26 protein-coding genes are annotated in these 26,952 nt (G+C 58.8%); 15 read left to right on the forward strand and 11 right to left on the reverse strand.

From position 1 onward, the window contains the following. Window positions 1–407: 407 nt before the first annotated feature. From IB252_RS27535 to dksA, 5 genes are all read right to left on the reverse strand, one after another. Window positions 408–1,844 (reverse strand): sigma-54-dependent transcriptional regulator, encoded by a 1,437-nt coding sequence (locus IB252_RS27535; protein WP_134103509.1) that lies wholly within the window; start codon window positions 1,842–1,844, stop codon window positions 408–410. 22 nt (window positions 1,845–1,866) lie between these two features. Further along, a complete protein-coding gene (locus IB252_RS27540; protein WP_162247459.1) occupies window positions 1,867–4,821 on the reverse strand; it encodes a sensor histidine kinase in 2,955 nt (984 codons plus the stop codon). Then, the gene (locus tag IB252_RS27545; RefSeq protein ID WP_003176118.1) at window positions 4,805–4,981 is read right to left on the reverse strand and encodes a hypothetical protein; all 177 of its coding nucleotides are present in this window, start codon (window positions 4,979–4,981) and stop codon (window positions 4,805–4,807) included. Before IB252_RS27545 ends, IB252_RS27540 begins: the two co-directional genes overlap by 17 nt. Before the next feature lie 77 nt (window positions 4,982–5,058). Beyond that, window positions 5,059–5,955: a tRNA glutamyl-Q(34) synthetase GluQRS gene (gene gluQRS / locus IB252_RS27550; RefSeq protein ID WP_192410891.1), complete on the reverse strand. Its 897-nt coding sequence runs from the start codon at window positions 5,953–5,955 to the stop codon at window positions 5,059–5,061. A gap of 200 nt (window positions 5,956–6,155) precedes the next feature. After that, complete coding sequence (dksA, locus tag IB252_RS27555) at window positions 6,156–6,599, reverse strand: RNA polymerase-binding protein DksA (protein WP_008153293.1); 444 nt, start codon at window positions 6,597–6,599, stop codon at window positions 6,156–6,158. A 332-nt stretch (window positions 6,600–6,931) separates the two neighbouring features. Between dksA and IB252_RS27560 the strand changes: the two genes are divergently transcribed. Then, on the forward strand, window positions 6,932–8,104 hold the full coding sequence (locus IB252_RS27560; RefSeq protein ID WP_192410892.1) for a pyridoxal phosphate-dependent aminotransferase: 1,173 nt from the start codon (window positions 6,932–6,934) through the stop codon (window positions 8,102–8,104). Further along, entirely contained in the window at window positions 8,104–8,817 is a 714-nt protein-coding gene (sfsA, locus tag IB252_RS27565; RefSeq protein ID WP_192410893.1) for a DNA/RNA nuclease SfsA, read from the forward strand. The genes IB252_RS27560 and sfsA overlap by 1 nt, the downstream gene beginning before the upstream one ends. On the opposite strand, the gene IB252_RS27570 is transcribed toward sfsA, so the two are convergent. Then, the gene (locus IB252_RS27570; RefSeq protein ID WP_008153288.1) at window positions 8,814–9,131 is read right to left on the reverse strand and encodes a Rieske (2Fe-2S) protein; all 318 of its coding nucleotides are present in this window, start codon (window positions 9,129–9,131) and stop codon (window positions 8,814–8,816) included. The two genes, sfsA and IB252_RS27570, sit on opposite strands and share 4 nt — an antisense overlap. Window positions 9,132–9,297: 166 nt before the next feature. Here IB252_RS27570 and IB252_RS27575 point away from each other — a divergent pair, with 166 nt between their 5' ends. From IB252_RS27575 to IB252_RS27590, 4 genes are read left to right on the forward strand one after another with little or no spacing between them, the layout of a single operon-like run. Then, window positions 9,298–10,170: a heme/hemin ABC transporter substrate-binding protein gene (locus IB252_RS27575; RefSeq protein ID WP_192410894.1), complete on the forward strand. Its 873-nt coding sequence runs from the start codon at window positions 9,298–9,300 to the stop codon at window positions 10,168–10,170. 50 nt (window positions 10,171–10,220) lie between these two features. Then, on the forward strand, window positions 10,221–11,204 hold the full coding sequence (locus tag IB252_RS27580; RefSeq protein WP_178082221.1) for a FecCD family ABC transporter permease: 984 nt from the start codon (window positions 10,221–10,223) through the stop codon (window positions 11,202–11,204). Beyond that, entirely contained in the window at window positions 11,204–11,971 is a 768-nt protein-coding gene (locus IB252_RS27585; protein ID WP_192410895.1) for a heme ABC transporter ATP-binding protein, read from the forward strand. Before IB252_RS27580 ends, IB252_RS27585 begins: the two co-directional genes overlap by 1 nt. A 20-nt stretch (window positions 11,972–11,991) precedes the next feature. After that, window positions 11,992–12,843, forward strand: coding sequence for a ChaN family lipoprotein (locus tag IB252_RS27590; protein WP_192410896.1), 852 nt, complete (start codon window positions 11,992–11,994; stop codon window positions 12,841–12,843). Window positions 12,844–13,075: 232 nt separating this feature from the next. Here the strand turns inward: IB252_RS27590 and IB252_RS27595 are convergent, their stop codons facing one another. The 4 genes from IB252_RS27595 to IB252_RS27610 form a co-directional block, all read right to left on the reverse strand. Continuing rightward, a complete protein-coding gene (locus tag IB252_RS27595; protein WP_192410897.1) occupies window positions 13,076–13,876 on the reverse strand; it encodes a Crp/Fnr family transcriptional regulator in 801 nt (266 codons plus the stop codon). A 15-nt stretch (window positions 13,877–13,891) separates the two neighbouring features. Continuing rightward, window positions 13,892–14,164, reverse strand: a complete 273-nt coding sequence (locus tag IB252_RS27600; RefSeq protein ID WP_003228231.1) for a TfoX/Sxy family protein — start codon at window positions 14,162–14,164, stop codon at window positions 13,892–13,894. A 226-nt stretch (window positions 14,165–14,390) separates the two neighbouring features. Continuing rightward, on the reverse strand, window positions 14,391–14,735 hold the full coding sequence (locus tag IB252_RS27605) for a pentapeptide repeat-containing protein (RefSeq protein ID WP_008015079.1): 345 nt from the start codon (window positions 14,733–14,735) through the stop codon (window positions 14,391–14,393). Between the two features lie 91 nt (window positions 14,736–14,826). Then, complete coding sequence (locus tag IB252_RS27610; RefSeq protein ID WP_192410898.1) at window positions 14,827–16,383, reverse strand: AAA family ATPase; 1,557 nt, start codon at window positions 16,381–16,383, stop codon at window positions 14,827–14,829. Window positions 16,384–16,501: 118 nt separating this feature from the next. Between IB252_RS27610 and mrcB the strand changes: the two genes are divergently transcribed. Genes mrcB through IB252_RS27625 form a run of 3 tightly spaced genes read left to right on the forward strand, consistent with a single transcriptional unit; the run spans window position 16,502 to window position 19,912 of the window. After that, window positions 16,502–18,826, forward strand: a complete 2,325-nt coding sequence (mrcB, locus tag IB252_RS27615; protein WP_111451045.1) for a penicillin-binding protein 1B — start codon at window positions 16,502–16,504, stop codon at window positions 18,824–18,826. A 16-nt stretch (window positions 18,827–18,842) separates the two neighbouring features. Further along, window positions 18,843–19,577 carry a tetratricopeptide repeat protein gene (locus IB252_RS27620; protein ID WP_192410899.1) on the forward strand — a complete coding sequence of 245 codons (735 nt, stop codon included), beginning with the start codon at window positions 18,843–18,845 and terminating at the stop codon, window positions 19,575–19,577. Beyond that, the gene (locus tag IB252_RS27625; protein ID WP_008156787.1) at window positions 19,577–19,912 is read left to right on the forward strand and encodes a YqcC family protein; all 336 of its coding nucleotides are present in this window, start codon (window positions 19,577–19,579) and stop codon (window positions 19,910–19,912) included. Before IB252_RS27620 ends, IB252_RS27625 begins: the two co-directional genes overlap by 1 nt. 108 nt (window positions 19,913–20,020) lie before the next feature. Here the strand turns inward: IB252_RS27625 and IB252_RS27630 are convergent, their stop codons facing one another. Beyond that, a complete protein-coding gene (locus tag IB252_RS27630) occupies window positions 20,021–20,443 on the reverse strand; it encodes a DUF4124 domain-containing protein (protein ID WP_192410900.1) in 423 nt (140 codons plus the stop codon). A gap of 400 nt (window positions 20,444–20,843) precedes the next feature. Here IB252_RS27630 and IB252_RS27635 point away from each other — a divergent pair, with 400 nt between their 5' ends. The 6 genes from IB252_RS27635 (at window position 20,844) to msrQ (ending at window position 26,820) form a co-directional block, all read left to right on the forward strand. Beyond that, on the forward strand, window positions 20,844–22,568 hold the full coding sequence (locus tag IB252_RS27635; protein WP_008156791.1) for an acetolactate synthase 3 large subunit: 1,725 nt from the start codon (window positions 20,844–20,846) through the stop codon (window positions 22,566–22,568). Between the two features lie 2 nt (window positions 22,569–22,570). Beyond that, window positions 22,571–23,062: an acetolactate synthase small subunit gene (gene ilvN / locus IB252_RS27640; RefSeq protein ID WP_003176102.1), complete on the forward strand. Its 492-nt coding sequence runs from the start codon at window positions 22,571–22,573 to the stop codon at window positions 23,060–23,062. A gap of 48 nt (window positions 23,063–23,110) precedes the next feature. Beyond that, a complete protein-coding gene (gene ilvC / locus IB252_RS27645; RefSeq protein ID WP_007948647.1) occupies window positions 23,111–24,127 on the forward strand; it encodes a ketol-acid reductoisomerase in 1,017 nt (338 codons plus the stop codon). Between the two features lie 146 nt (window positions 24,128–24,273). Then, window positions 24,274–25,128, forward strand: a complete 855-nt coding sequence (gene pssA, locus IB252_RS27650; RefSeq protein WP_008156794.1) for a CDP-diacylglycerol--serine O-phosphatidyltransferase — start codon at window positions 24,274–24,276, stop codon at window positions 25,126–25,128. Between the two features lie 58 nt (window positions 25,129–25,186). Next, entirely contained in the window at window positions 25,187–26,200 is a 1,014-nt protein-coding gene (msrP, locus tag IB252_RS27655; protein ID WP_192410901.1) for a protein-methionine-sulfoxide reductase catalytic subunit MsrP, read from the forward strand. Further along, window positions 26,200–26,820: a protein-methionine-sulfoxide reductase heme-binding subunit MsrQ gene (msrQ, locus tag IB252_RS27660; RefSeq protein WP_192410902.1), complete on the forward strand. Its 621-nt coding sequence runs from the start codon at window positions 26,200–26,202 to the stop codon at window positions 26,818–26,820. The genes msrP and msrQ overlap by 1 nt, the downstream gene beginning before the upstream one ends. The last annotated feature ends 132 nt before the right edge of the window (window positions 26,821–26,952 follow it).

Genomic DNA, 26,952 nt, shown 5'->3' on the forward strand with positions numbered 1-26,952 from the left:
GTGTTGCAGTGATCTTGCGATCCAACCAGTTCAGGCTCTGTCTTGTGACAGTTTTTTGTTGTTCTCGGCCTGGTCGTGGGGCAAGCCCCAAATACAACGCCTCTCCAAAAGAATCAGTTAGCTACGCCTCTCGCCGTCTTGTTTTTATTGTGCGTGAGTCGATACGTCTTATTTTTATTGTCTTGTGCATTGCTTGTTATTGTTCTTGTACTAAACATATAGCAGGGTGCGTGCCAACTTTTGCGAGGCCCAGCAAAACAAGGGGTTAGGCCCGCTGGTTAGGTTTTCAGAGGCCAAAAAAAACCGGGGCTTCGTTACCGTAAGCCCCGGCTTCTGTTACGTGGAAAAGGTGAGGTAACAGTTTTTTCACCTTGTCACGTGTTACCCGCACATCAGACAGGTGAGGTTCAGCTCTCGCTGGCCACCCCGGTCTTGCGCCGCGGAATGCCCAGGCGCTGACGGCGTTCCCACAGGCATTTGCGACTGACACCGAGTTTGCGTGCCAACTCGGTTTCGGTCATGTGGTCCTGGTGTTCGAGAACGAAGTGTTGGAAGTAGTCTTCCAGTGACAGGTCTTCGGTCGGCTCATGGCTATTGTTACCGGCGGCGCTGCCCTGTTGTGGTGGCAGGCCGATGAAATCGTCATCGTCCAGATCGCTCAGTTCGATGTCGATCCCCAGCAGCTCGGCGGAAATCTCCGGGCTCTCGCACAGGATGACCGCACGTTCTACGGCGTTTTCCAGCTCCCGAACGTTACCCGGCCAGGAGTAGTGACGAATGGCTTGCTCGGCATCCGGGGCGAACTTCAGGTCGGTGCGGTTGACCCGCGCACTCTGCCGCGCCAGGAACGCGTTGGCAATTTCGTTGACGTCGGCGCCGCGCTCGCGCAGGGCCGGCAGTTTCAGGGCGATCACGTGAAGGCGGTAATACAAGTCTTCACGGAACTGGCCGATCTTCGCCAGGCTCTTGAGGTCCCGGTGAGTCGCGGCGATCAGGCGCACATCGACTTTCTGGGACTGCACCGAACCCACACGACGAATTTCACCTTCCTGCAGCACCCGCAGCAGGCGGGCCTGGGCTTCCAGTGGCAGTTCGCCGATTTCGTCGAGGAACAAGGTGCCGCCGTCGGCGGCTTCTACCAGGCCGGCACGCCCGGCGCTGGCGCCAGTGAACGCGCCTTTTTCGTGGCCGAACAGTTCGGACTCGATCAGGCTTTCCGGAATGGCCGCGCAGTTCACCGAAATCATCGGCGCCTTGGCACGTTTGGACAGGTTGTGCAGGGCGCGCGCCACCAGTTCTTTACCGGTGCCGGATTCGCCCTGGATCAGGACATTGGAGTCGGTTGGCGCGACTTTGCGGATCTTGCTGTACAGATCCTGCATCGGCGGGCAGGAGCCGATGATGCCGATTTCGCCATTGTTGTTGCTGGCGCCCGGTTTCGCGGCGCCATTACCGGCCTTGCCGACGGCAGGCTCACCGCTGGCTTGCACAGTTTGACGGTCACGCAGGATTCGCGCGACGGCTTGCAGCATTTCATCGTGATCGAAAGGCTTGGCGATGTAATCCACCGCGCCCATCTTCATCGAGTCGACCGCCGAACGCAGGCTGGCGTAGCTGGTCATGATCAGCACCGGAGTGCCCTGGCCGAGTTTGATCAACTCGGTGCCAGGCGCGCCAGGCAGACGCAGGTCGCTGACGATCAGGTCGAACGTGGGAATGGTGAAGCGTTCTTGTGCTTCCTGCACTGAACCGGCTTCGCTGACCTGGTACTGGTTACGTTCCAGCAGGCGGCGCAAGGCGGAGCGGATAATTGTTTCGTCTTCGACGATCAAAATGTGCGGCATTGATTCGATACTCTCGACGGTCTCAGTTCACAGCGGACGTCGCTTCGACATGACGCGGCAAGGTCACCCGGATACGGGTGCCGCGTTGGCTTTGAACATCAGCCGGGCTGTCGATGGTGATTTGTCCATAATGCTCTTCAACGATGGAATAGACCAGTGCAAGGCCCAGACCGGTGCCTTCGCCAGGATCCTTGGTGGTGAAGAAAGGTTCGAACAATCTATCCATGATGTTCTTCGGAATACCGCTGCCTTCGTCTTCCACGATCAAGTCGACCGTGTGCTCGCCGGCTTCGCTTTTGACCCGCACCGCACTGCCGGGAGGCGAGGCGTCGCGGGCGTTTGAGAGCAGGTTGATCAGTACTTGCGCAAGTCGCTGCGGGTCGCCTTCGACCCAGTGATCGGGATCGCACAGGTTGTAGAACTGCACTTCGAAATTACGTCGGTTCAGCGCCAGCAAACCGATGGCATCCTGGGCTACTTCGGCCAGACAGACGGGCTCGTCGCTGTGCTGATGACTGCCGGCGTGGGCGAAGCTCATCAGCGACTGAACGATGCGCGACACGCGTTTGGTCTGCTCCAGGATCTGCCCGCTGATTTCCTTCAGTTCGCTGTCTTCTTCGCGCTCTTCGCGCAGGTTCTGCGCCAGACAGGCGATGCCAGTGATCGGGTTGCCGATTTCATGGGCCACACCGGCGGCGAGTCGACCGATGCTGGCCAGGCGCTCGGAGTGCACCAGTTTGTCTTCGAGCATCTGGGTTTCGGTCAGGTCTTCCACCAGCAGCACCAGGCCGCTGTTACCCGGGGCCAACGGTTCATCGATCGCGGCTTTGTGCAGGTTCAGCCAGCGGGTCTGGCCGTCGAGGGCCAGGTGCTGTTTGTGCAAATGCTCGTCCGGCAGATTGATGAAACCTTGCAGCAGCTCTTTCCAGGGATCGGCAATGGTACTCAGCCGCGAGCCGACCACACGCTGTGCGGCAATGCCAGTCAGCTCCTCCATGGCTTTGTTCCACATGAGGATTTCCTGATCCTTGGCTAGCGAGCAAACGCCCATCGGCAATTCCTGCAGGGTCTGGCGGTGATAGCGGCGCAGGGCATCGAGTTCGGCGGCAAGCCCGGTCAGGCGCGAGTGGTAATCCTCGAGGCGACTTTCGATGAAGTGGATGTCTTCGGTGACGTAGTTTTCGCCGCCGGCCTTATAAGGCAGGAATGTCTCGACCATGTCCTGCGCCACACTCGGCCCCATCAGGCCAGAAAGGTTGGCTTCGATACGGTCGCGCAAGCGACGCAAGGCGTAAGGCCGGCGTTCATCGAAAGGCAGATAGAGGTCGCGCAGGGCCTGTTCGACTTCTTTCTGCGCAGCCTTGGCGCCCAGGGGCTTGGCAAGCTGTGTGGCGAATTCCTGGGGGGAGGCGGCGTGCAGTTCGCGGCGTTGCGGCCGACGCACGTTGTCCACGGCGCAGGCTTCAGCGGCGCTGGCTTCTTCGCTGCTGGCGTTGGTGAACAGCGAGATCAGGGTGAACATCAGCACGTTGGCCGCCAGCGAGGCGATCGCCGCCATGTGCCAACTGGTGTCGTCCAGCACGTAGATCATGTTTAGCAGCGGTATGTAGAAACCCTGCAGATTGCCGACCAGCGGCAGCAGCATGGTTACCAGCCACACCAGAATCCCCGCGAGCAAACCAGCGATGAAACCGCGGCGGTTGGCGGTCGGCCAGTACAGTACCGACAGCACGCCCGGCAGGAATTGCAGAGTGGCGACGAAGGCGACGATGCCCAGATTCGCCAGATCCTGCTCCGCGCCCAGCAGCAGGTAGAAACCGTAACCGGCCATGATGATCGCGACGATCAGCGCCCGGCGGGTCCACTTCAACCAGCGGTAGATATTGCCTTCGGCCGGCGGCTGATAGAGCGGCAGCACCAAATGGTTCAGCGCCATCCCGGACAGGGCCAGGGTGGTGACAATGATCAAGCCGCTGGCCGCCGACAAGCCACCGACATAGGCCAATAGCGCCAGGGCCTTGTTGTTGGCGGCGATGCCGATGCCCAGCGTGAAGTATTCCGGGTTGGTGGTGGCGCCGAGTTTCAGCCCGGCCCAGAGAATCAGCGGAACCGCCAGGCTCATCAACAGCAGAAACAGTGGCAAGCCCCAGCTCGCGCTGACCAGCGAGCGCGGGTTGAGGTTTTCGGTAAACGTCATGTGGTACATGTGCGGCATTACAATCGCCGAAGCGAAGAACACCAGCAGCAGCGTGCGCCATGGACCTTCTTGCAATGGCGTGTGCAAAGCGGCGAGGGCGGTCTGGTTTTGCAGTAGCCACAGTTCCAGCTGTTGCGGGCCGTCGAATACGCCGTACAACGCATACAAGCCAACGCCGCCGATGGCGATCAGCTTGATCACCGATTCAAAGGCAATCGCGAACACCAGGCCTTCGTGTTTCTCCCGCGTCGCAATGTGCCGCGAGCCGAAGAAAATCGTGAACAGCGTAATCAGTGCGCAGAAGCTCAGGGCCACGCGATGTTGCACCGGCTCGCGGGTGAGGATGCCGATGGAGTCGGCCACCGCCTGAATCTGCAACGCCAGCAGCGGCAGCACGCCGATCAGCATGAAGATCGTGGTCAGTGCGCCGGCCCAGGTGCTGCGGAAGCGGAAGGCGAACAGATCGGCCAGCGACGACAGCTGATACGTGCGGGTGATTTTCAGGATCGGATACAAAAGCACCGGCGCCAGCAGAAACGCGCCGGAGACGCCCAGATAGCTGGACAAAAATCCGTAGCCGTATTGATAGGCCAGGCCCACCGTGCCGTAAAACGCCCACGCACTGGCATACACGCCCAGCGACAGGGTGTACGTCAGCGGGTGGCGAATGATCGCCCGGGGGATCATGCCCCGTTCGCTGACCCAGGCTACGCCGAACAGCACCGCCAGGTAGGCGGCGCTGATCAGGATCATCTGGGTCAGGCTAAAGCTCATCGGCATCTTTTTGACTCTGCAGGATGAAGGTCACGACGATCAGAATCAGCCAGAGCAGATAAGGGCGATACCAGGCGCCAGTGGCGTCGATCCACCAATCCATGATGGCCGGGGAGAACAGATAAATCCCCACTACCAGGAGCAGGACCAAGCGATAGATGTACATCCCGGCCTCTCTTTTTTATGCGCGTGCCCGAAAACGTGCGGCGATGGTAACGGATGGGCGCGCCACTGCAAGTGCGATCACTGTAGTTGTGCTTCGGGCAGGTTGAGTGTGCGCGGGATCAACATGGCATCCCAGTGGGCGATGCCCCAGTTCAACACTTCCCGTGGAGTGGCGTAAGCCAGTTCGGCACCGGGATTGTGCCCCAGTGCGCGCAATGCACGCAGCAACAAAGGGGTTGCCTGATCTTCGGTCAACGGCGGCGAACGATAGGACTTGCCGAGCTTGTGGCCATCGGGCTGGGTGATCAGCGGGATATGCAGATAGCGCGGTTGCGGCAGGCCAAGTAATTCTTGCAAGTAGAGCTGGCGAGGCGTGGAGTCGAGCAGGTCGGCGCCGCGGACGATATCGGTAATGCCTTGCCAGGCGTCGTCCAGCACCACCGCCAATTGATAGGCGTAGAGCCCGTCGCGGCGACGAATCACGAAATCTCCGACTTCCCGGCCCAGGTGTTGGCGGTATTCGCCTTGCACCCGGTCGATGAAGTGATATTCCAGCTCGGGGACACGCAGGCGAATCGCAGCATCTTTAGTGTCATGACCGGCGTTGCGGCAAAAGCCCGGGTAAATCCCGTGATACGGCTCCAATTGTTTGCGCGAGCAAGTGCAAGCGTAGGCCAGGCCCTGATTGAACAGGCGATTGAGGACTTCGGCGTAGGCATCGTGCCGGTCACTCTGTCGGACCACTTCGCCATCCCACTCGAAACCGTAGCTTTCCAGGGCTTTGAGGATCGCCGCCTGAGCGCCGGGCTCTTCCCGTGGCGGATCGAGATCTTCCATGCGCATCAGCCAGCGGCCACCCACCGAGCGCGCGTCGAGGTATGAGGCCAGCGCTGCGACCAGCGAACCGAAATGCAGATGGCCACTGGGCGTGGGGGCGAAGCGCCCGATGTAGGGAGTGGAAGTCGTGGCGGTCATGGACGAATGTTACATCTCTGGTCGTGCGCGAGTCCCTGTGGGAGTGAGCCTGCTCGCGATAGCGGTTTCACATACAACACATTCGTTGACTGACACGCCGCAATCGCGAGCAGGCTCGCTCCCACAGGAGGGCTCGCCGTGGCGAATGTCAGAAACAAAAACGGAGCGTTCGCACGCTCCGTTTTTCGTTCAAGTCGAGATTACTTGCCGACTTGCTTTTCCTTGATTTCCGCCAGGGTCTTGCAGTCAACGCACATGTCGGCGGTAGGGCGGGCTTCCAGTCGCTTGACGCCGATTTCGACGCCGCAGGACTCGCACCAGCCATATTCTTCGTCTTCGATCAGTTGCAGCGTCTTGTCGATCTTTTTGATCAACTTGCGCTCGCGGTCACGGGCACGCAGCTCGAGGCTGAATTCTTCTTCCTGGCTGGCACGGTCTGCCGGGTCCGGGAAGTTGGCCGCTTCGTCTTTCATGTGATCAACAGTACGGTCGACTTCCTGCATCAAGTCCTGTTTCCACTTATTCAGGATCTTGGTGAAGTGAGCGCGCATGGGCTTGCCCATGTACTCCTCGCCCTTCACTTCTTTGTAGGGTTCGAAGCCGCTGATCGACTGGTTCTGTTGTTGCTTTGCTTGGGTGGACATGAAATAGACCGCCTCTACTCTTGTAATCCATTGCGCAGGATTGCTCCATCACCGACACCTGCCGGCCCTGCGGCTGCAAGCGGGCGAACTTACCAGATCAAATCGGGCCGCGCTACTCCCGGATGTCGAGGTAGTGGCCCGCTGTGCTTGCAAATGATTGCAAAGCCTTGTCTGGTGGCGCTGGAGACCTGATCAATTATTGATTTTAGTCAAACCTGAGACACGCGCTTGAGTCGTTTGAGAACAGCGTTATAACGGTCTGACCGCTTTAGGTTCTCGCTCGTTCCTGCGCTTGGGTAGAATCAGTTCTTTTCCCCGTTGAAGGAAGGCTAATGGCTCAGTCCTACAGTGCCCGCAGTCGCGCGATCGAACCTTTCCATGTCATGGCGCTGCTGGCGCGGGCCAATGAACTGCAAGCCGCTGGTCACGACGTGATCCACCTGGAAATCGGCGAACCCGACTTCACCACCGCCGAGCCGATCATTCAGGCTGGCCAGGCCGCATTGACGGCGGGGAAGACCCGTTACACCGCCGCGCGTGGCATTCCCGAGTTGCGTGAGGCCATTTCCGGCTTTTATCAGCAACGCTACGGTTTGAACATCGACCCGCAGCGAATTCTCATCACGCCTGGCGGTTCCGGTGCGCTGCTGCTGGCCAGCGCCTTGTTGGTGGATCCGGGCAAGCACTGGCTGCTGGCGGACCCGGGATACCCGTGCAACCGGCACTTTTTGCGGCTGGTGGAAGGCGCCGCGCAGCTTGTTCCTGTTGGCCCGGACGTGCGCTATCAGCTGACGCCGGAACTGATTGCCCGCCACTGGGACCACGACAGCGTCGGCGCCCTGGTGGCTTCGCCAGCCAATCCGACCGGGACGATCCTGACCCGCGATGAACTGGCGGGCCTGTCTGCCGCGATCAAGGAGCGTCACGGTCATCTGGTGGTGGACGAGATCTATCACGGTCTGACCTACGGCACTGATGCGGCCAGCGTGCTGGAAGTCGATGACAGTGCCTTTGTACTGAATAGTTTTTCCAAGTATTTCGGCATGACGGGGTGGCGACTGGGTTGGCTGGTGGCGCCTGAAGCGGCGGTCGGTGAACTGGAAAAGCTCGCCCAGAACCTCTACATCAGCGCCCCGAGCATGGCTCAGCACGCCGCTCTGGCCTGCTTCGAACCGGCCACGATCAGCATTCTGGAAGAACGTCGCGCCGAATTCGGCCGTCGTCGGGATTTCCTGCTGCCAGCCCTGCGAGAGTTGGGCTTTGGTATCGCCGTTGAGCCTGAAGGCGCGTTCTATTTGTATGCCGATATCAGCAAGTTCGGCGGCGATGCCTTCGCGTTCTGCCGACATTTCCTCGAAACCGAACACGTGGCGATTACTCCGGGTCTGGACTTCGGTCGTTATCAGGCCGGCCATCATGTGCGGTTTGCCTACACCCAAAGTCTTCCGCGCCTACAGGAAGCGGTCGAGCGGATTGCGCGCGGCTTGAAGAGCTGGCAAGGCTGATGCGTTTTCATCCTCCCCTCGAAGAAGGCCGTTTGATTCGTCGTTACAAGCGTTTTCTCGCCGACATCGAAACCGTTAGCGGCGAGTTGTTGACCATTCACTGCCCCAACACCGGCTCGATGCTCAATTGCCAGGTCGAAGGCGGGCAGGTCTGGTTCAGCCGTTCCAATGACCCCAAGCGCAAGTTGCCCGGTACCTGGGAAGTCGGCGAAACCCCGCAGGGGCGCTTGTTTTGCGTGAACACCGGGCGAGCCAACGGCTTGATCGAAGAAGCGTTGCGAGCGGGTGTCATCACTGAACTCAACGGCTTTACCGAGCTGAAGCGCGAAGTGGCCTACGGTCAGGAGAGGAGTCGCATCGATTTCCGCCTCGATTACTCGAGCGGGCCGGCGTATGTCGAAGTCAAAAGTGTCACGCTGGGCTTCGACGGTTCGCTGGTAGCGGCATTTCCCGATGCAGTGACCCAGCGCGGGGCCAAGCATTTGCGCGAATTGGCGCATTTGGCCCGGGACGGAATTCGTGCGGTGCAGTTGTATTGCGTCAATCTCACCGGCATCGACGCTGTGCGTCCTGCAAAAGAAATCGATTCGGCCTACGCCGACGCTTTGCGTGAAGCGGTGGCATGCGGAGTCGAGGTGCTGGCCTATGGCGTGCGGTTGACCCACGAAGAAATGGTGGTCGATCGGCGTCTGGAGGTGTTGCTCAACGGCTAAAGACTGACCCAGATCCCTTGCTCGTCTTCGCGGCAGGCGACGGTGGTCAGAGACTGACCAGCGCAAGGACCGGCGACGCATTCGCCGTCTTCGATCAGAAACAGTGCGCCGTGGGTCGCGCACTGGATCAGGCTGTTGCTGGGGTCGAGAAACTGGTCGGGTTTCCATTCCAGTCCGACGCCACGGTGCGGGCAGCGATTGATGTAGACGTAAACCTGGCCGCCACGGCGCACGGCAAAGAGCTTCTGGCCGTCGATGTCGAAGCCGCGACTGCTGGCATCGGCCAGCTCAACGCCTGCACAAAGAAACTTCATGTCTATCCTCAAGTCCGGCGGCTCGTGACTGGATATGTCCGAGCTTGACGTTCAAATGCAAACAATTATCAAATGGCCGCCTTGCCCTTCGGGTACAGATGCCAGGCGCCAAGGATACGTGGCCTGTCATTTCAATGCCCGGGAAAACCCTTAAAGGAAGCTGTTTATGCGCCTGAGTACCCGCGTTGCTGCGCTCTGTGTCGGATTCTTCGTCAGCTACCACGCCGCAGCGGCCGAGTCGCCACAACGTTGGGTCAGTGCCGGGGGAGCTTTATCGGAATGGATCAGCGCGCTGGGCGGTGAGTCGAAACTGGTCGGTGTCGACACCACCAGTCAGCACCCGGAATCGCTCAAGGCCTTGCCGAGCATCGGGTATCAGCGGCAGTTGTCGGCGGAGGGCATCTTGAGCTTACGCCCGCAGATACTGGTCGGTACCGAGGAAACGGGGCCGCCACCGGTGCTTTCGCAGGTTCGTAGTGCGGGTGTGCAGGTCGAACTGTTCTCGGCCCAGCCGGACCTGCCGACGTTGCAGGGCAATTTGCAGCGTCTGGGCAAATTGCTTGGCGCTGACGATCAGGCCTCACAGGTGTTCCAGGCTTATCAACAGCAACTCGATCAGCAAAAGATCCGGGTCACTCGGGCGCAGTTGAAAGGAAAATCTCCCGGCGTGCTGTTGTTGCTTGGCCACGCGGGCGGCAAACCGCTCATCGCTGGCAAGGACACCGCCGCCGATTGGTTGCTGCAACAGGCCGGCGGACACAATCTGGCCACGCATACCGGCTACAAACCCTTCTCTGTCGAATCCCTGGTCAGCCTGGATCCTGAGGTGCTGGTGTTTGCCGATCGCGCACTGACCGGCGATGCAGCCCGTGCGGCGTTGTTCAAGGAGAACCCTATCCTGTCCTCGACCCGCGCAGCCAAGGACGGGCGAGTCATGGAGCTTGATCCGACCTTGTTGGTCGGGGGCTTGGGGCCGCGGCTACCCGATGCGATGAAAAAACTGTCTGACGCCTTTTACCCCGATTCGGCCGGCCAATGACCATCCTGGTTAAACCCCGTGCTTTGTTCATTGGTCTGATCCTGCTGTGTGTGTTGGCCATCTGGTTGTCATTGGCGCTTGGACCGGTGAGCTTGCCGTTGTTCGACACCTTGCGTGCAGCCCTGCGGCTGGTGGGTGTACCGATTGCGCCCGACGGGCTGGAACAGGCTGAGCTGATCCTGGGGCAGATTCGCTTGCCGCGAACCTTGTTGGGCCTGGCCGTGGGCGGGGTGTTGGCATTGTCCGGTGTGGCGATGCAGGGGTTGTTTCGTAATCCTTTGGCCGATCCGGGGCTGGTCGGCGTCTCCAGCGGTGCGGCATTGGGCGCGGCCATTGCGATCGTCGGTGGTTCTGTGTTCGGCGGTCTGCCTGAATCCTTCGGGCCGTATGTGTTATCGCTGTGCGCGTTTCTCGGCGGGCTCGGCGTGACCGCGTTGGTGTATCGACTGGGCCGGCGCAACGGGCAGACCCATGTCGCGACCATGCTGCTGGCCGGTATTGCGTTGACTGCGCTGGCCGGTTCCGCCGTGGGGCTGTTCACCTATCTGGCGGATGACGCGACGCTGCGCACCCTGACGTTCTGGAACCTGGGCAGCCTCAATGGCGCCAGCTATTCGCGGCTCTGGCCGTTACTGCTGATCAGTGCCGGCGTGGCGCTGTGGCTGCCACGCCGGGCCAAGGCCTTGAATGCGTTGTTGCTGGGTGAGTCGGAGGCGGGTCACCTGGGCATCGACGTCGAACGGCTCAAGCGTGAGTTGGTGTTCTGCACGGCGTTGGGTGTCGGTGCTGCGGTGGCCGCGGCGGGGATGATCGGGTTTGTTGGTCTGGTGGTGCCGCATCTGGTGCGACTGCTGGCCGGGCCGGATCATCGTGTGCTGTTGCCAGCGTCAGTATTGGCCGGTGCCAGCCTTCTGTTGTTTGCCGATCTGGTGGCGCGACTGGCCCTGGCGCCGGCTGAATTGCCGATCGGGATCGTCACGGCTTTCATCGGTGCGCCGTTCTTTCTGTATTTACTGGTCAGGGGGCGTGCCTGATGTTGCGAGCGCAAAATCTGCAAATCCGTCGAGGCCGAAAAATTGTCCTGACGGACATTACGCTTGAGCTCAAGCCGGGCGAAGTTCTCGGCGTGCTGGGGCCCAATGGCGCCGGCAAAAGCACTTTGCTCGGCGCCTTGTGCGGCGAGTTGCGGGCTCATCAGGGCAGCGTCTGGCTCGACGAGCGCGAGCTGAGCGACTGGACGGGGACGTCGCGAGCGCAGCGTTTGGCGGTATTGCCGCAGGTGTCGACCCTGGACTTCGCTTTTCGTGTCGAAGAGGTAGTCGGCATGGGCCGCTTGCCCCATCAAAGCGGTCGGGCCCGCGATGACGAGATCGTCGCCGCTGCATTACACGCAACCGATGCCGAACATTTGAGTGGCCGCAGTTATCTGGCGTTGTCCGGTGGTGAACGTCAGCGGGTGCATCTGGCGCGGGTTCTGGCGCAGCTCTGGCCGGGCGAAGCAGGGCAAACGTTGTTGCTCGATGAGCCAACATCGATGCTCGACCCGCTTCATCAGCACACCACGTTGCAAGCTGTACGCGAGTTCGCCAATAGAGGCGCGGCGGTGCTGGTGATCCTGCATGATCTGAACCTGGCAGCGCGCTATTGTGATCGCCTGTTACTGCTCGAAGGCGGGCGCCCTGTGGCGCTCGATACTCCAGAGCAGGTGTTGCGCCCAGAGCCACTCAAGGCCGTGTTCGGGCTGGAAGTGCTGGTGCAGAAGCACCCGGAGCGTGGGCATCCGCTGATCATCGCCCGCTGAGTTTTTTATGGAGTGAAAACATGCGTGGGATTTTGATGCTGGCCTTGCTGTTGCTGAGTGCCTGTCAGCATGTTTCGACTGCGCCACCGGTTGTCGGCGAGATCCGAGACTTGCGCAGCGATCAGGCCCTTACGGCAGAGGAGCTGATTGAACGGTTGGAGAAGTCTTCACGGCTGATCGTGGGCGAGCAACATGACAATCGCGATCACCATGAGCTACAGCTGTGGTTATTGCAGTCGCTGGGTCAGCGGCGACCTCAAGGCAGTCTGCTGCTGGAAATGCTCACACCTGATCAACAGCCGCGTGTCGATGACGTTCGTCACGCCTCGACACCGCCAGCGGATTTGCCCGGTGCATTGGCCTGGCAGTCTGGCTGGGACTGGAATCTGTACGGGCCTATCGTACGTTTCGCCCTGACCCAACCATATCCGCTGCTGGCAGCCAACCTGGACACGCCTGAAGTCCGTGCCGTTTACGCCAACCCTCCGACATTGAGCGGTTCGCGCTCCAACGCTGCTTCAGTCAAGGACGAGTTATTGAAGCAAGTCAGCGACTCCCACTGTGGCCTGCTGCCGACATCGCAGATGCCGGCGATGCTGGCGGTCCAGCAGCAACGTGACCGACGGATGGCCGAACGCCTGCTGGCGGCACCCACGCCTTCACTGCTGTTTGCCGGCGCTTACCATGCGCGCAAGGATGTCGGCGTGCCGATTCATGTGCTTGATCTGGGTGAACCCCAGGCGCCTGCGGTGTTGATGCTGGCGGAGCAGGGCAGCGAGGTCACACCGGCCATGGCGGATTACGTCTGGTACACGCCTGCCACGCCGCCCCAGGATTACTGCGCGCAAATGCGTAAGCAATTTGGCAAGTGATCGAACGACTTTTCTCCAGGCAAAAAAAGACCCGGCAAAAGCCGGGTCAAATAACCGTGATTAGCCTGATGAGGAGATATCTGAGAGTCCGAACCAAGGGCTTTTCAAATATCGACCAGTCTCGCGACCGGATGCGCTAATCATAGCGATTCTCATTACCAAGTCAACCGCTGATTTTTCAGTTCTTTGAAATGCGCTGACCGTTCGCTTGAAACGCCCGTAATCATTGGTTTTAGCCTGTTCGCTTGCGCGAACTCATCAGAATGATCTGCTTGTTCAGCAGGTCGATATGTCGGGCCATGCTCGCAATCAGGCTATGAGCGATCTTCGGATTGCTTTGGGTCAGGCTGAGAAACTGGTCTTTGGGGATCAGCATGACAGTGCTGGGCTCGCTGGTGATCACACTGGCGTTACGCTTCTCGCCAGTGAATACCGCCATGGCGCCAAAAATCTCGTCCTTGGGTATATCGCCGACTTTGTGGCCGTCGACAAAGGCTTCGGCGTGGCCATCAATGATGACAAACACCTGATCCGGTTCATCGCCCTGGCGGATCAATACTTCGCCACTGGCCACGCGCTGAAAGCCATTGGTGCTTCGAAACTCGGGTAGTTTCAAGCGGGCGACGGCATCGGACAGCAGCGCGGACTGACCGGCCATGTATTGAAGAAACAACTCCGAACGCTCCGGGTCGGCGTAGATATGCTGAAAAACCTCGGATCGCAGATATGGCGTCAGTGCCAAAGGGTTATCGCTGCGAAAGCGGCAACGCGGCAGTTCCGTGCCCTGACGCAAGCCGATCAGATCGCCCTCGTGCAGATAGAACAATGCCCGATCGTCGATGCATCCATGCAGCAGGCCATTGTCCAGCACAAAAAGTTGATTGCCGGGTAACAGGACGGCCAGATCATCGACGGCTGAAAATTCCAGGCTCGGTCCGCAGGGCATCAAACCTTCCAGCAGCCGGACGGGAATATGTTGCAGTCGGTTGATCAGCGCGTCGGCGTAAGCCGGTTGTTCCCCAAGTAGGTACATGGCTGCTGCGTCCGTTCAGTTTTTGTGACGTGACGAGATAGCTTCCAGCTGTTTGTTCAAGGCGTCCTTGCGCTCGGCGGGAATGTCATTCCAGTGCACATCCATCAGGGCACCTTCGATGGCATATAACAACACCTTGGACGCCCGAAACCCGCGCGTGCGCACGGCCCGATAAGCATCCACCGCCCCCAGGCGACGCAAGTCCGAGGCGCTGTGGATGCCCACGGCATGCAGCCATTGCGCCGACGTCTTGCCAAGATTCTTCAGGTGCTGCAGTTCATCATTCATCAAGCCTCCTTGCGACGGCCGAACGGTGCGTGGGCGAGCTTCTCAGGAGTGTAGCCATCAGTAGGAAAAGCGTGATTGTTTGGTCGGTTTCGACGCAAAAGCTTCTAAGAAGCAGATGTCTGGAGAGAGAGGAAATGTCTGCGAGTGCAGTAGAGGCAGGCAACGCAATCTCTGTGGGAGCAAGCTCGCACAGGGATCGTGTCAAATTGGGGAGGCGATGCGGGTACTAGCGGGTGCGATAACGCAGGCGTGTACCGAAATTCATCGACATCAGGATCTCGTCAGCACTCAGCTCTGGCGGGAAGTAGGCGCCGGAGATCTGTGCGTGAGCAAGGCTCGCGCCTTCCAGGGAGGCGTTGCGAAAGTCGATGCCGCGCAAGTCGGCGGAGCGGAAATAGGCATCGGTAAAGTCGACGCCGTCGGCGTTCAGTTCACGCAGGTCCAGCCCCCGGAAATCGCCACCGACCATGTCGATAGGTCCGTCTTTTGGCCGCTCGTTGTTGAAGCCAGTGATGTCGTCTTTGTGCAGCAAAGCATAAAGCGGGGTATCGAGAAGTTTCGGCTGGCTCATGTCAGATCACCTGTTGGTTTTATGACGCCATTATAGTGCCACTATTTGGCAGCCGTGAAGCCGGCGAAGGCTTCACGGCTGAAATAGTTACTTACAGCCCCGGCAGGCGCTGGCGAATCTGCGCAATGACGGTGTCGAGGGTTCCGCTTTCATTGGTCTGAACGCGTTTGCTGCACAGAATCTCTGCTGGCGTCAGAGCCTCGCGAGTGGCTTGCTGGGCTTCGATAACCGCCAGGTTGGCGTCGGACGGGTCCTTTTTGTCTGCCTGACGCAGGGCCAGCCAGGTCTCGATCACCGCTTGCGGCGCATTGCAATCGAGGATCAGGAATGGCGCGCCGGTGGCTTCGGCGATTTTCGCTGCGCCGTCACGCTGGTCGCGCTTGAGATACGTCGCATCGATCACCACGGGGAAGCCCGCGCGCAGGATCACAGCGGCAACTTCATGCAGGCGGGTGTAAGTGGCGGCACTGGCGTCGGCGCTATAGATGCCGGCCTGAGGGTCGTTTGGCACGGTTTGCTCGCCGAACAGACGTTTGCGCTCTACATCGGAACGCAGGCGAATGGCGCCCAATGCTTCCACCAGACGCATGGCTACGTGGCTCTTGCCGACGGCAGAAACACCGTGGGTAATGGCCATGAAGCGCGAAGGAATGGTGCTGTAGCTTTCCGCCAGGTTGGCGTAATTGCGGTACTGACGCAGGGTGGTGGCTCGCTGCACCGGGTCGGCCTCGGCCGGCATGCTGAACAGGCTGACCTTGGCGCGAACCAGTGCGCGGTAGGCTTTATAGAAGTTCAGCAACTCCAGGCCCTGGTAATCGCCGGTCAATTCCAGGTACTGGCTGATGAAGCGGCGCGCCAGGCTCTTCAGGCCACGGTCTTCCAGGTCCATCGCCAGGAAGCCGGTGTCGGCATAAACGTCGGTGAAGCGGAACGGTTCGTTGAACTCGATGCAGTCGAAGATCACGACCTTGCCGTCGATCACGGTGGCGTTGCCCAAGTGGATGTCACCGTGGCATTCGCGGATGAAACCTTCGGCCTTGCGCTGGGCGAACAGTGGCTTGAGGCGTTCGAAGCTGCTTTCGGCCCAGGCTTGCAGCGCATCCAGTTGCAGCAGATCGGCCTTGTCGCTGAGGAACGGGCGGATCTGTTCGAAGTTCTGGCGTACCGGTGCCATCACGCTTTCCGGCGTGCCGGCTTCGTGTTCGGCAGGCACTTTCGGCGCGTTGAGGTGGAATTGGGCGATCTGCGCGGCCATCTCGTCGATGTGCGTGGTGGTCAATTCACCATTGGCTTGTAGGGTGCTGAGTAACCCGCTCTGTGGGAATTGACGCATTTTCAGTGCGTAATCGACGACCGGACCCTCGCCGCCCAGTTGTGGGGCTTCGGCGCTGCCGGTGATTGGCAATACTTCGAGGTACAAATCGTTGGTCAGGCGCTGGTTAAGACGCAGCTCCTCCCCGCAAAAATGCTTGCGAGCGTCGAGGTTGGTGAAATCCAGGAAGCCGAAATTCACTGGCTTCTTCACTTTATAAGCAAAGGGACCGGTGAGGATTACCCAGGAAATATGGGTTTCGATGACCTGGAACCCGTCTACGGGATGCGGGTAGAGGGCTGGGTTTTGCAGGGCAGCGATCAGGGATTGGCTCACAAGCGATCCTTCAGAGTCTGGGGGAAATTCACGGCCGTCATTATGGCCGCAAGTCCGTCTGACGCAAACCTCAGAGGGCTCCTGTTGAGTCTGAATAAAGTGCGTATAATCCGCCGCCATGACTCGTACTCGATCCCCCCGCACCCCCAAAAAACCACCTTCCAAGGGCCTGCGCCCCTGGCTGGGCTGGGCCCTTAAACTCAGTCTGGTCGGCCTTGTGGTGCTGGCCGGGTTCGCGGTTTACCTCGACGCGATCGTCCAGGAGAAGTTCTCCGGCAAGCGCTGGACCATCCCGGCCAAGGTGTACGCGCGCCCGCTGGAGCTGTTTACCGGCCAAAAGTTGAGCAAGGAAGACTTCCTCACCGAGCTCGACGCCTTGGGCTACCGACGCGAGGCCGTGAGCAATGGCCCCGGTGCGGCGGCGGTCAGTGGCAATACTGTCGACTTGAATACCCGTGGCTTCCAGTTCTATGAAGGCCTGGAGAAACCCCAGCCTGTGCGCGTGCGGTTCTCCGGCGACTACGTGGCCGAACTTTCGGCGACCAACGGTTCGAAGCTTTCTGTGGTGCGCCTTGAGCCGCTGCTGATCGGCGGGATTTACCCGAAAAACCTCGAAGATCGCATTCTGATCAAGATCGATCAGGTCCCGCCCTATCTGCTGGAAACCCTGGTCGCTGTGGAAGACCGGGATTTCTATAGCCATTGGGGCGTGTCGCCCAAGTCGATTGCCCGCGCCGTCTACGTCAACACCTCTGGCGGCAAGATGACCCAGGGCGGCAGTACGCTGACGCAACAGTTGGTCAAGAATTTCTACCTGACCAGCGAACGCAGCCTGACCCGTAAACTCACCGAAGCCATGATGGCGATGTTGCTTGAGCTGCATTACGACAAGCGAGAAATCCTTGAGGCTTACCTCAACGAAGTGTTCGTCGGTCAGGATGGCCAGCGCGCAGTGCATGGCTTTGGCTTGGCAAGCCAGTTTTTCTTCGGGCAACCGTTGTCCGAACTGAAACTGCATCAAGTCGCAATGCTGGTGGGCATGGTCAAGGGGCCGTCCTATTACAACCCGCGTCGCAACCCTGAACGGGCGCTTGAGCGGCGCAATCTGGTACTCGATGTACTTGAGCAACAAGGTGTTGCCACCGCCGAGCAGGTCGCTGCCGCGAAGCAAATGCCACTGGGTGTGACGACTCGCGGCAAGCTGGCGGACAGCTCGTTCCCCGGCTTCCTCGATCTGGTCAAGCGTCAGCTGCGTGAAGACTATCGCGACGAAGACTTGACCGAAGAAGGTCTGCGGATCTTCACCAGTTTCGACCCGATCCTGCAGATGAAAGCCGAGGCGTCGGTCAACGACACCTTCAAGAGACTCGCCGGGCGCAAGGGTTCCGATGAGGTTGAAGCGGCCATGGTCGTGACCAACCCGGAAACCGGTGAGGTCCAGGCCATGATCGGCAGTCGTCAGGCGAGTTTTGCCGGCTTCAACCGTGCGCTGGATGCTGTGCGACCGATCGGCTCTTTGATCAAGCCGGCGGTTTATCTGACAGCCCTTGAGAAGCCGAGCCAGTACACATTGACCAGTTGGCTGTCGGACGATTCCTTCTCGGTCAAAGGCGCGGACGGTCAAGTCTGGAAACCCCAGAACTACGATCGCCGTTCCCATGGCACCGTATTTCTGTATCAGGGCCTGGCGCACTCCTACAACCTGTCGACCGCGCGTCTCGGTTTGGCGGTGGGCGTGCCGAATGTCCTGAAGACCCTGGCGCGTCTTGGTGTGAGTCGCGAATTCCCGGCGTTCCCGTCGATGCTACTGGGGGCTGGCGGTCTGACCCCGATTGAAGTGGCGACGATGTACCAGACCCTGGCCAACGGTGGTTTCAATACGCCGATGCGCGGGATCCGTAGCGTATTGACCGCTGAAGGCGAACCGCTCAAGCGTTATCCGTTCCAGATTCAGCAGCGTTTCGATCCGGCCTCCATTTACCTGATCCAGAGCGCCATGCAGCGGGTCATGCGTGAAGGTACCGGTAGTTCGGTTTACAACGTGTTGCCGAAAACCCTGACCCTGGCCGGCAAGACCGGTACCAGTAACGATTCGCGGGACAGCTGGTTCGCCGGTTTCAGTCAGGACCTGCTGGCAGTGGTCTGGCTGGGGCGCGATGACAACGGCAAGACGCCGTTCACCGGCGCCACCGGTGCGTTGCAGGTCTGGACCAGTTTCATGCGCAAGGCCGATCCGTTGCCGCTGGACATGCCGCAGCCAGACAACATTGTTCAGGCCTGGGTCGATTCGCGTACCGGACAAGGCTCTGATGCCAACTGCCCAGGTGCGGTGCAGATGCCGTATATTCGCGGCAGCGAACCGCCTCCCGGTGCTGCTTGCGGTGGCGAAAGCCCTGTTTCCGGCGAAACGGTGATGGATTGGGTCAAGGGCTGGATGAATTAAGCAAAGAGGGTTTCAAGTGAACAAGTGGTTGATTCCAGCGGTTACCGCCGTGGCTTTGCTCAGCGGTTGCTCCTCCGTACAACGCGGGTCGATTCCGGTTGTGGATTCCGGTAGCGCCGTTTCGAACAGTGAACGGATTTCGGCGAATGGCGGTTTCCGTCAGACGACGACTAAACGTCCTGCGCAAGCCCAGACTCAGGCGATTCCACAAGGTGATACCGGCGTCGTCGTGATGGTGCCAGGTGGTGGCGCAGTGACGTCGGCACCGATCAGCACTGCGCCGATCACGCCAGGCCCGATTACCCCGGGGCCGATCGATACCTCGCCGGTCCAGTCGGCACCGGTCAATCAGGGCAGCTACAGCATGCCGTCGACGCCGAGCGGGATTCCTTCGGCGAACTCCGGTGGCTTGTCTGCCGACGAGCAATTGGACGGTCCGGTTCTGGCCTTGCTGACTACCGCTCAGCAGCAACAGGCGAGCGGTGATCTCAACGGTGCTTCCTCCAGTCTCGAGCGCGCCCAGCGTGTTGCGCCGCGTGAGCCGCAAGTGCTTTATCGTCTGGCCCAGGTGCGTATGGCTCAAGGCGATGCGCCACAAGCCGAGCAGTTTGCTCGTCGTGGCCTGACCTTCGCCAATGGTCGTCCGGCACTTCAAGCCAGCTTGTGGGAATTGATCGCTCAGGCGCGTGAGAAACAGGGTGATTCTGCTGGCGCAGCATTGGCCCGTCAGAAGGCCAAGGTTTCGCTGTGATGGATGCGCGCTTTCCGAAGATTGCCGAACAGTTGCTGCTGATCGAGCGCGAGCTGCGGGTTCAGGGTTGGTGGGACGAGGTCTCGCCCTCCGCCGAAGCGCTTTCCAGTGTCGAACCCTTCTCGGTCGATACGCTGGATTTCGAGCAGTGGCTGCAATGGATCTTCCTTCCGCGGATGAAGGTGATCCTCGAGCAGGATCTGCCCTTGCCAAACGCTTCGGGAATTCAGGAGATGGCCGAAATGGTCTTCGCTGCCCGCAATGTTCAAGGCAGGGATCGGCAACTGCAGGTGCTGCTCAAAGAGTTTGATCTACTGATCACCGCCTCCCGCTGAATCCGATTTTTTGTAGGAGCCGAGCTTGCTCGCGATAGCGGTGTAACAGTCAGCAGATCTGTTGAATGTTATGCCCTCATCGCGAGCAAGCTCGGCTCCTACAGGTGTCTACTGGCAGTTTTCCGCAATCTGTTTCTGTGTTTCGCTAATGCGCTCCTGCCGCTGCTGGTCGGTCAGGCGGCGCATCTCGCCTTCGACATCCTCCCGTATTCGCGGATTGTTCTGCAGTTGAGCCAGGTTCGTCCGCGCCTGTTCGCAGAATGCCTTGAGCTGGGCTTGCTGCTCGCTGACCTGCTTTTTCACTTTTTTGTCGATGGCCTGTTGATCGCCAATGGCACCGCTGCGTGGCGGCGGGGGCTGGTTGCTGGCAGGCGAGGAGGGCGTGACCACGGTGGTGGCTTCCTGGCCTTGGGGTGGCTGGGCGTCGAAGTGGGTAACGCCCTGGGCGTCGACCCATTTGTAGATCTGAGCGGCCACGCCCAGAGGACTGATGCCAATCAGCAGGCTGACGGTCAGGAAAAACGTTCGCATGCCATTTCCTTGTATTGGGTTGCGCAATTGAAGCTAACACAGTTGCTGTTTAGCGGTTTTTTCTTGCTTTCTCATGTGCTTAGTTCAATAAAGCACATAGACGACTTGACTTGGAGAGGACGAAACAGAAGAATCCAAAGTCCGCTGTAGAGGGACTGCCAGAAGCAGGCCCGCTCAGCAGATCATGAGGCGCACATCCGCGCCGACCTGTTACACCCGCAACGCGTTACCTCGCGCTGGGTGGGAAAGGCCCGCAACACTTGGGACGATCCCAATACTTGCTCAGTCAGTGCTGACGTAGTCGGCGACCACCGTCGCTCATGCTCTGCTGAGAAGTAAACCTATTAAGACCCGTCCTCTGTTATGTGGGCGGTATTCTGGCGTTTTAGAGGTGAACAACGTGGAGCTTTTATCTGGCGGTGAGATGCTCGTCCGCTTTTTGCGTGACGAAGGCGTCAAATATATCTACGGGTACCCGGGTGGTGCTCTTCTTCATGTCTACGATGCCCTGTTCAAAGAACCGGAAGTGACCCACATCCTGGTTCGTCACGAACAGGCTGCGACTCATATGGCTGACGGCTATGCCCGTGCCACCGGTAAAGCCGGTGTGGTACTGGTGACCTCCGGCCCGGGCGCAACCAACGCCATTACCGGTATTGCCACGGCCTACATGGACTCCATTCCGATGGTGGTCATTTCCGGCCAGGTGCCTAGCACCATGGTGGGCACCGATGCGTTCCAGGAAACCGACATGATCGGTATCTCCCGGCCGATCGTGAAGCACAGCTTCATGATCAAGCACGCGTCGGAAATCCCGGAAGTCATGAAGAAAGCATTCTACCTCGCGCAATCCGGTCGTCCTGGTCCGGTCGTTGTCGATATCCCGAAAGACATGACCAACCCGGCCGAGAAGTTCGAATACATCTTCCCGAAAAAAGCCAAGCTGCGTTCCTACAGCCCGGCCGTTCGCGGTCACTCCGGGCAAATCCGCAAGGCGGCAGAAATGCTCCTGGCGGCCAAGCGTCCTGTGATGTATGCAGGCGGCGGCGTGATTCTCGGTGGTGGCTCCGCGCCGCTGACCGAGCTGGCGAAGATGCTCAACCTGCCGGTGACCAATACCCTGATGGGTCTGGGTGCCTACCCTGGCACCGACCGTCAGTTTATCGGCATGCTCGGCATGCACGGCAGCTACACCGCTAACCTGGCGATGCACCATGCCGATGTGATCCTTGCAGTCGGCGCTCGTTTCGACGACCGCGTGATCAACGGCCCGGCGAAGTTCTGCCCGAATGCCAAGATCATTCACATCGACATCGACCCGGCTTCGATCTCCAAGACCATCAAGGCAGACGTGCCTATCGTCGGTCCGGTCGAGAGTGTCCTGACCGAGATGGTCGCGATCCTCAAGGAAATCGGCGAGACCCCGAACAAGGAGTCCGTTGCCAGTTGGTGGAAGCAAGTTGATGAGTGGCGCGGTGATCGCGGCCTGTTCCCTTACGACAAGGGCGACGGCAGCGTTATCAAGCCGCAGACCGTGATCGAAACCCTGTGCGAAGTGACCAAAGGCGATGCCTTTGTCGCCTCCGACGTGGGCCAGCACCAGATGTTCGCGGCGCAGTACTACACGTTCAACAAGCCGAACCGCTGGATCAACTCCGGTGGTCTGGGCACCATGGGCTTCGGTTTTCCGGCGGCCATGGGCATCAAGCTGAGCTTCCCGGATGACGATGTCGTTTGCGTGACGGGCGAGGGCAGTATCCAGATGAACATTCAGGAACTGTCCACCTGTCTGCAATATGGCTTGCCGGTCAAAATCGTCATCCTGAACAACGGCGTTTTGGGTATGGTTCGCCAGTGGCAAGACATGAGCTATGGTAGCCGTCACTCGCATTCCTACATGGAATCGCTGCCTGATTTCGTCAAGCTGGCAGAGGCCTATGGTCACGTCGGCATGCGCATCACTGAATCGAAAGATTTGAAGGCGAAGATGGAAGAAGCGTTTGCCATGAAAGATCGCCTGGTGATCATTGATGTTTCGGTCGACACCAGCGAGCACGTCTACCCGATGCAGATCAAAGACGGCTCCATGCGCGATATGTGGCTGAGCAAGACGGAGCGTACATAATCATGCGGCACATTATTTCCTTGCTTCTGGAAAACGAACCGGGTGCTCTGTCTCGTGTAGTCGGCCTGTTCTCGCAGCGCAACTACAACATCGAAAGCCTGACTGTGGCACCTACCGAAGACCCGACCCTGTCGCGTCTGACGCTGACCACGGTTGGCCACGATGAAGTTATCGAGCAGATCACCAAGAACCTGAACAAGTTGATCGAAGTGGTCAAACTGGTCGACCTGTCGGAGAGTGCTCACATCGAGCGCGAGCTGATGCTGGTCAAGGTCAAGGCCACCGGCGCCCAGCGCGCCGAGATCAAGCGCACTACCGATATTTATCGTGGGCAGATCGTTGACGTCAGCGCTAGCGTGTATACCGTTCAATTGACCGGTACCAGCGATAAGCTCGACAGCTTCATTCAGTCCATTGGCACCGCCTCGATTCTGGAGACCGTCCGCAGCGGCGTAACCGGTATTGCCCGCGGCGACAAAGTACTCAGCATCTAAACCAAATTAGCGAATGGCCTGAACGGCCTGGATATATAGGGGAATTTCATGAAAGTTTATTACGAAAAAGACTGCGACCTGTCGATCATCCAGGGCAAGAAAGTTGCCATCATCGGTTACGGTTCCCAGGGCCACGCTCAAGCGTGCAACCTGAAAGACTCCGGCGTTGACGTTACTGTTGGTCTGCGTAAAGGTTCGGCGACTGTTGCCAAAGCCGAAGCTCACGGCCTGAAAGTGACCGACGTTGCTTCCGCTGTTGCGGCTGCCGACCTGGTCATGATCCTGACCCCGGACGAGTTCCAGTCCGCTCTGTACAAGAACGAAATCGAGCCGAACATCAAGAAAGGCGCCACCCTGGCCTTCTCCCACGGTTTCGCGATCCACTACAACCAGGTTGTTCCGCGCGCTGACCTCGACGTGATCATGATCGCGCCGAAAGCTCCGGGCCACACCGTGCGTTCCGAGTTCGTCAAAGGCGGCGGTATCCCTGACCTGATCGCTATCTATCAGGATGCTTCCGGCAACGCCAAAAACGTTGCACTGTCCTACGCCGCTGGCGTTGGTGGCGGTCGTACCGGCATCATCGAAACCACCTTCAAGGACGAGACTGAAACCGACCTGTTCGGCGAACAAGCCGTTCTGTGCGGCGGTACCGTTGAGCTGGTTAAAGCCGGTTTCGAAACCCTGGTTGAAGCTGGCTACGCGCCGGAAATGGCCTACTTCGAATGCCTGCACGAACTGAAGCTGATCGTTGACCTCATGTACGAAGGCGGTATCGCCAACATGAACTACTCGATCTCCAACAACGCTGAATACGGCGAGTACGTGACCGGTCCGGAAGTGATCAACGCCGAATCCCGTCAGGCCATGCGCAACGCCCTGAAACGTATTCAGGACGGCGAATACGCCAAGATGTTCATCAGCGAAGGCGCTACCGGCTATCCTTCGATGACCGCCAAGCGTCGTAACAACGCCGCTCACGGTATCGAAATCATCGGCGAGCAACTGCGCTCCATGATGCCGTGGATCGGTGCCAACAAGATCGTCGACAAAGCTAAAAACTAAGTCGCACACTTGTACGAAAAAAACGCGGCCTAGGCCGCGTTTTTTCGTTTGGGCGGCCGGTTCTGGTATAAAGCTGCATCGTTTGCGGCCGAACCGTCGTCCCAGACACCTGTCCAAACTTTCCACCCCGTTGCAAGGTAATGTCCATGAGCGAACGTCCCGAAGAGCCAAACCAGGCTTCTGACGCCGAAAGCCTGCTGCCCATCGATGAACACATTGAGGAAGGGCACGACGCTGAAGGCCGTAAAGTCCGGCATCGTGGTATCTATCTTCTGCCGAATCTGTTCACCACTGCGAACCTGTTCGCAGGGTTTTACTCCATCATCAACTCGATGAGCGCCCAGAGCGCCTTGAGTGCCGGTGATTCGATTGGTGCGAGCAAATATTTTGCTTTTGCAGCGATCGCGATTTTTGTCGCGATGGTGCTCGACGGCCTCGATGGTCGCGTTGCCCGTATGACCAATACCCAGAGCGCCTTCGGTGCCGAGTACGACTCGCTGTCCGACATGGTCGCCTTTGGTGTTGCGCCAGCATTGTTGGCATTCGGTTGGGCCTTGGGCGATATGGGTAAGGTCGGCTGGATGGTTGCCTTCATTTATGTAGCCGGTGCAGCGTTGCGTCTGGCGCGTTTCAATACCCAGGTCGGCACTGCGGACAAGCGCTACTTCATTGGTCTGGCCAGTCCGGCGGCTGCTGGTGTGGTTGCAGGCATTGTCTGGGCGTTCAGTGATTACGGCATCCAGGGTTCGAAGATGTCCTTCCTGGTGGCGCTGATGGTTGCGGCTGCCGGCATGCTGATGGTCAGTAACATCAAGTACAACAGCTTCAAGGAGCTGGACTTGAAAGGGCGTGTACCTTTCGTGGCGATTCTCGCCGTGGTGTTGGTGTTTGCCGTGGTGTTCAGTGATCCGCCGCGCATCCTGCTGCTGGTTTTCCTCGCTTATGCAGCCTCTGGCCCGGTTCAATATCTGTTACGTCTTCGTCGGCACAAAAACGCTTAGCTTCCCTCATACTCCGCAGTCTATTGGTGCATCTGTTCTCCAATGCTGCGGAGTTGCCATGCTGATCAAAGTCCCCAAAGCGTCTGACTGCCATGAGTCGGACGTCACGCCTGAATCCTTCTATCTATCTCGTCGCAATGTTCTCGGTGCCGCCGTTGCCGGTTTGGCTGTAAGCAGTCTGCCGCGTTGGGCCAGTGCCGAGGATGCTGCGCGTTATTCGGATGTCGAGCCCGGCAAGGCGCCTTCCTGGTTTGCCGAAAAACTGCCTTCTGCTAGATGGGGTGCGGTTAACGTCAAGGATGAGGCGATCACGCCATTCAAGGACGCGACCCATTACAACAATCTCTATGAGTTCGGCACCGACAAAGGTGATCCCGCTGCCAATACCGGCGCGCTGAAAACCGAACCTTGGAGTGTGGTAATAGACGGGGAGGTGGGCAAACCAGGGCGGTACGCACTGGAAAACTTCATGAAGCCTTATCAGCTCGAGGAGCGTATTTACCGTCTTCGCTGTGTAGAGGCCTGGTCAATGGTCATTCCCTGGATCGGATTTCCCGTCTCGGCCCTGCTCAAGGAAGTCGAGCCGACTTCCAAAGCCAAATTCATTCGCTTCGAAACCCTGGAAGACCCCAAGAGCATGCCCGGGCAACGTTCCGGTTTTGCCTTGATCGATTGGCCATATGTGGAAGGGCTGCGTCTGGATGAGGCGATGAATCCGTTGGCGATTCTTGCCGTGGGTATGTACGGGCGTGAGCTGCCCAATCAGAACGGCGCGCCTCTGCGTTTGGTGGTGCCGTGGAAATATGGCTTCAAGAGCATCAAATCCATCGTGCGGATCAGTCTGGTCAGCGAGCAGCCGAAGACCACCTGGCAGAGCATTGCTGCGGATGAGTACGGCTTCTATGCGAACGTGAATCCGACAGTCGATCATCCGCGCTGGACCCAGGCGCGTGAACGGCGTTTGCCGAGCGGGCTGTTCAAGCCCAATGTGCGGGACACGCAGATGTTCAATGGCTACTCGGATGAAGTCGCCTCTCTATATACAGGGCTCGATTTGCGGAAGAACTACTGATGCGATTTCCGTTTTGGCGAATTGGCGTCTTTATAGCTGCTGCGGTCTGGCCGCTGCTTTGGTTGTATCAGGCCTGGGAGGATGTGCTAGGGCCTGATCCGGGTAAGGTGCTGGTTGACCGGTTGGGGGTGGGGGCGCTTGTACTGTTGCTCATTACGTTAAGCATGACACCTGTGCAGAAGCTTACTGGTTGGGCAGGGTGGGTCGCTGTCCGGCGGCAACTGGGGTTGTGGTGCTTCGCTTATGTAGTTTTGCATTTGAGTGGGTATACGGCGTTCATCCTCGGCTTTGATTGGTCGCAGTTGGGTGTCGAGTTGCGCAAACGGCCGTACATTATTGTCGGGGCGCTTGGGTTTCTGTGTTTATTGGCCTTGGCGGTGACCTCAAATCGCTATAGTCAGCGGCGTTTGGGTTCTGGCTGGAAGAAATTACATCGTCTTGCCTATGGGGTTCTCGGGCTTGGATTGCTGCATATGTTGTGGATCGTGCGCGCTGATCTTAAGGAGTGGGCGGTTTACGCTTCTATAAGTGCATTGCTATTAGTATTGCGACTACCCCCTGTAACCCGCCGAATCCCACGATTAATAGCCAAAAAGACACCGTCTGCACGAAAAGCGTAATTAACGGTTGACGGCAGATTCTGGAAGTCTATAATTCGCCCCACTTCCGGCGCAGTCGAAACGGAAAACTCCTTGGTAAACAATGAGTTATACGGTTTTCGACAGCGAGTTGCTTCAGGTCATCGAAGCCCA

Source organism: Pseudomonas sp. PDM10, from assembly GCF_014852295.1.
Taxonomy (GTDB): domain Bacteria; phylum Pseudomonadota; class Gammaproteobacteria; order Pseudomonadales; family Pseudomonadaceae; genus Aquipseudomonas.

Coding starts and splice junctions, on each gene's coding strand:
- msrQ (WP_192410902.1), top strand. CDS start 26,200: ATGCGATTTCCGTTTTGGCGAATTGGCGTCTTTATAGCTGCTGCGGTC.
- IB252_RS27570 (WP_008153288.1), bottom strand. CDS start 9,131: ATGAAGTTTCTTTGTGCAGGCGTTGAGCTGGCCGATGCCAGCAGTCGC.
- IB252_RS27575 (WP_192410894.1), top strand. CDS start 9,298: ATGCGCCTGAGTACCCGCGTTGCTGCGCTCTGTGTCGGATTCTTCGTC.
- IB252_RS27630 (WP_192410900.1), bottom strand. CDS start 20,443: ATGCGAACGTTTTTCCTGACCGTCAGCCTGCTGATTGGCATCAGTCCT.
- gluQRS (WP_192410891.1), bottom strand. CDS start 5,955: ATGACCGCCACGACTTCCACTCCCTACATCGGGCGCTTCGCCCCCACG.
- IB252_RS27545 (WP_003176118.1), bottom strand. CDS start 4,981: ATGTACATCTATCGCTTGGTCCTGCTCCTGGTAGTGGGGATTTATCTG.
- msrP (WP_192410901.1), top strand. CDS start 25,187: ATGCTGATCAAAGTCCCCAAAGCGTCTGACTGCCATGAGTCGGACGTC.
- mrcB (WP_111451045.1), top strand. CDS start 16,502: ATGACTCGTACTCGATCCCCCCGCACCCCCAAAAAACCACCTTCCAAG.
- ilvN (WP_003176102.1), top strand. CDS start 22,571: ATGCGGCACATTATTTCCTTGCTTCTGGAAAACGAACCGGGTGCTCTG.
- ilvC (WP_007948647.1), top strand. CDS start 23,111: ATGAAAGTTTATTACGAAAAAGACTGCGACCTGTCGATCATCCAGGGC.
- IB252_RS27600 (WP_003228231.1), bottom strand. CDS start 14,164: ATGAATGATGAACTGCAGCACCTGAAGAATCTTGGCAAGACGTCGGCG.
- sfsA (WP_192410893.1), top strand. CDS start 8,104: ATGCGTTTTCATCCTCCCCTCGAAGAAGGCCGTTTGATTCGTCGTTAC.
- IB252_RS27585 (WP_192410895.1), top strand. CDS start 11,204: ATGTTGCGAGCGCAAAATCTGCAAATCCGTCGAGGCCGAAAAATTGTC.
- IB252_RS27605 (WP_008015079.1), bottom strand. CDS start 14,735: ATGAGCCAGCCGAAACTTCTCGATACCCCGCTTTATGCTTTGCTGCAC.
- IB252_RS27535 (WP_134103509.1), bottom strand. CDS start 1,844: ATGCCGCACATTTTGATCGTCGAAGACGAAACAATTATCCGCTCCGCC.
- IB252_RS27595 (WP_192410897.1), bottom strand. CDS start 13,876: ATGTACCTACTTGGGGAACAACCGGCTTACGCCGACGCGCTGATCAAC.
- dksA (WP_008153293.1), bottom strand. CDS start 6,599: ATGTCCACCCAAGCAAAGCAACAACAGAACCAGTCGATCAGCGGCTTC.
- IB252_RS27590 (WP_192410896.1), top strand. CDS start 11,992: ATGCGTGGGATTTTGATGCTGGCCTTGCTGTTGCTGAGTGCCTGTCAG.
- IB252_RS27540 (WP_162247459.1), bottom strand. CDS start 4,821: ATGCCGATGAGCTTTAGCCTGACCCAGATGATCCTGATCAGCGCCGCC.
- IB252_RS27625 (WP_008156787.1), top strand. CDS start 19,577: ATGGATGCGCGCTTTCCGAAGATTGCCGAACAGTTGCTGCTGATCGAG.
- IB252_RS27560 (WP_192410892.1), top strand. CDS start 6,932: ATGGCTCAGTCCTACAGTGCCCGCAGTCGCGCGATCGAACCTTTCCAT.
- pssA (WP_008156794.1), top strand. CDS start 24,274: ATGAGCGAACGTCCCGAAGAGCCAAACCAGGCTTCTGACGCCGAAAGC.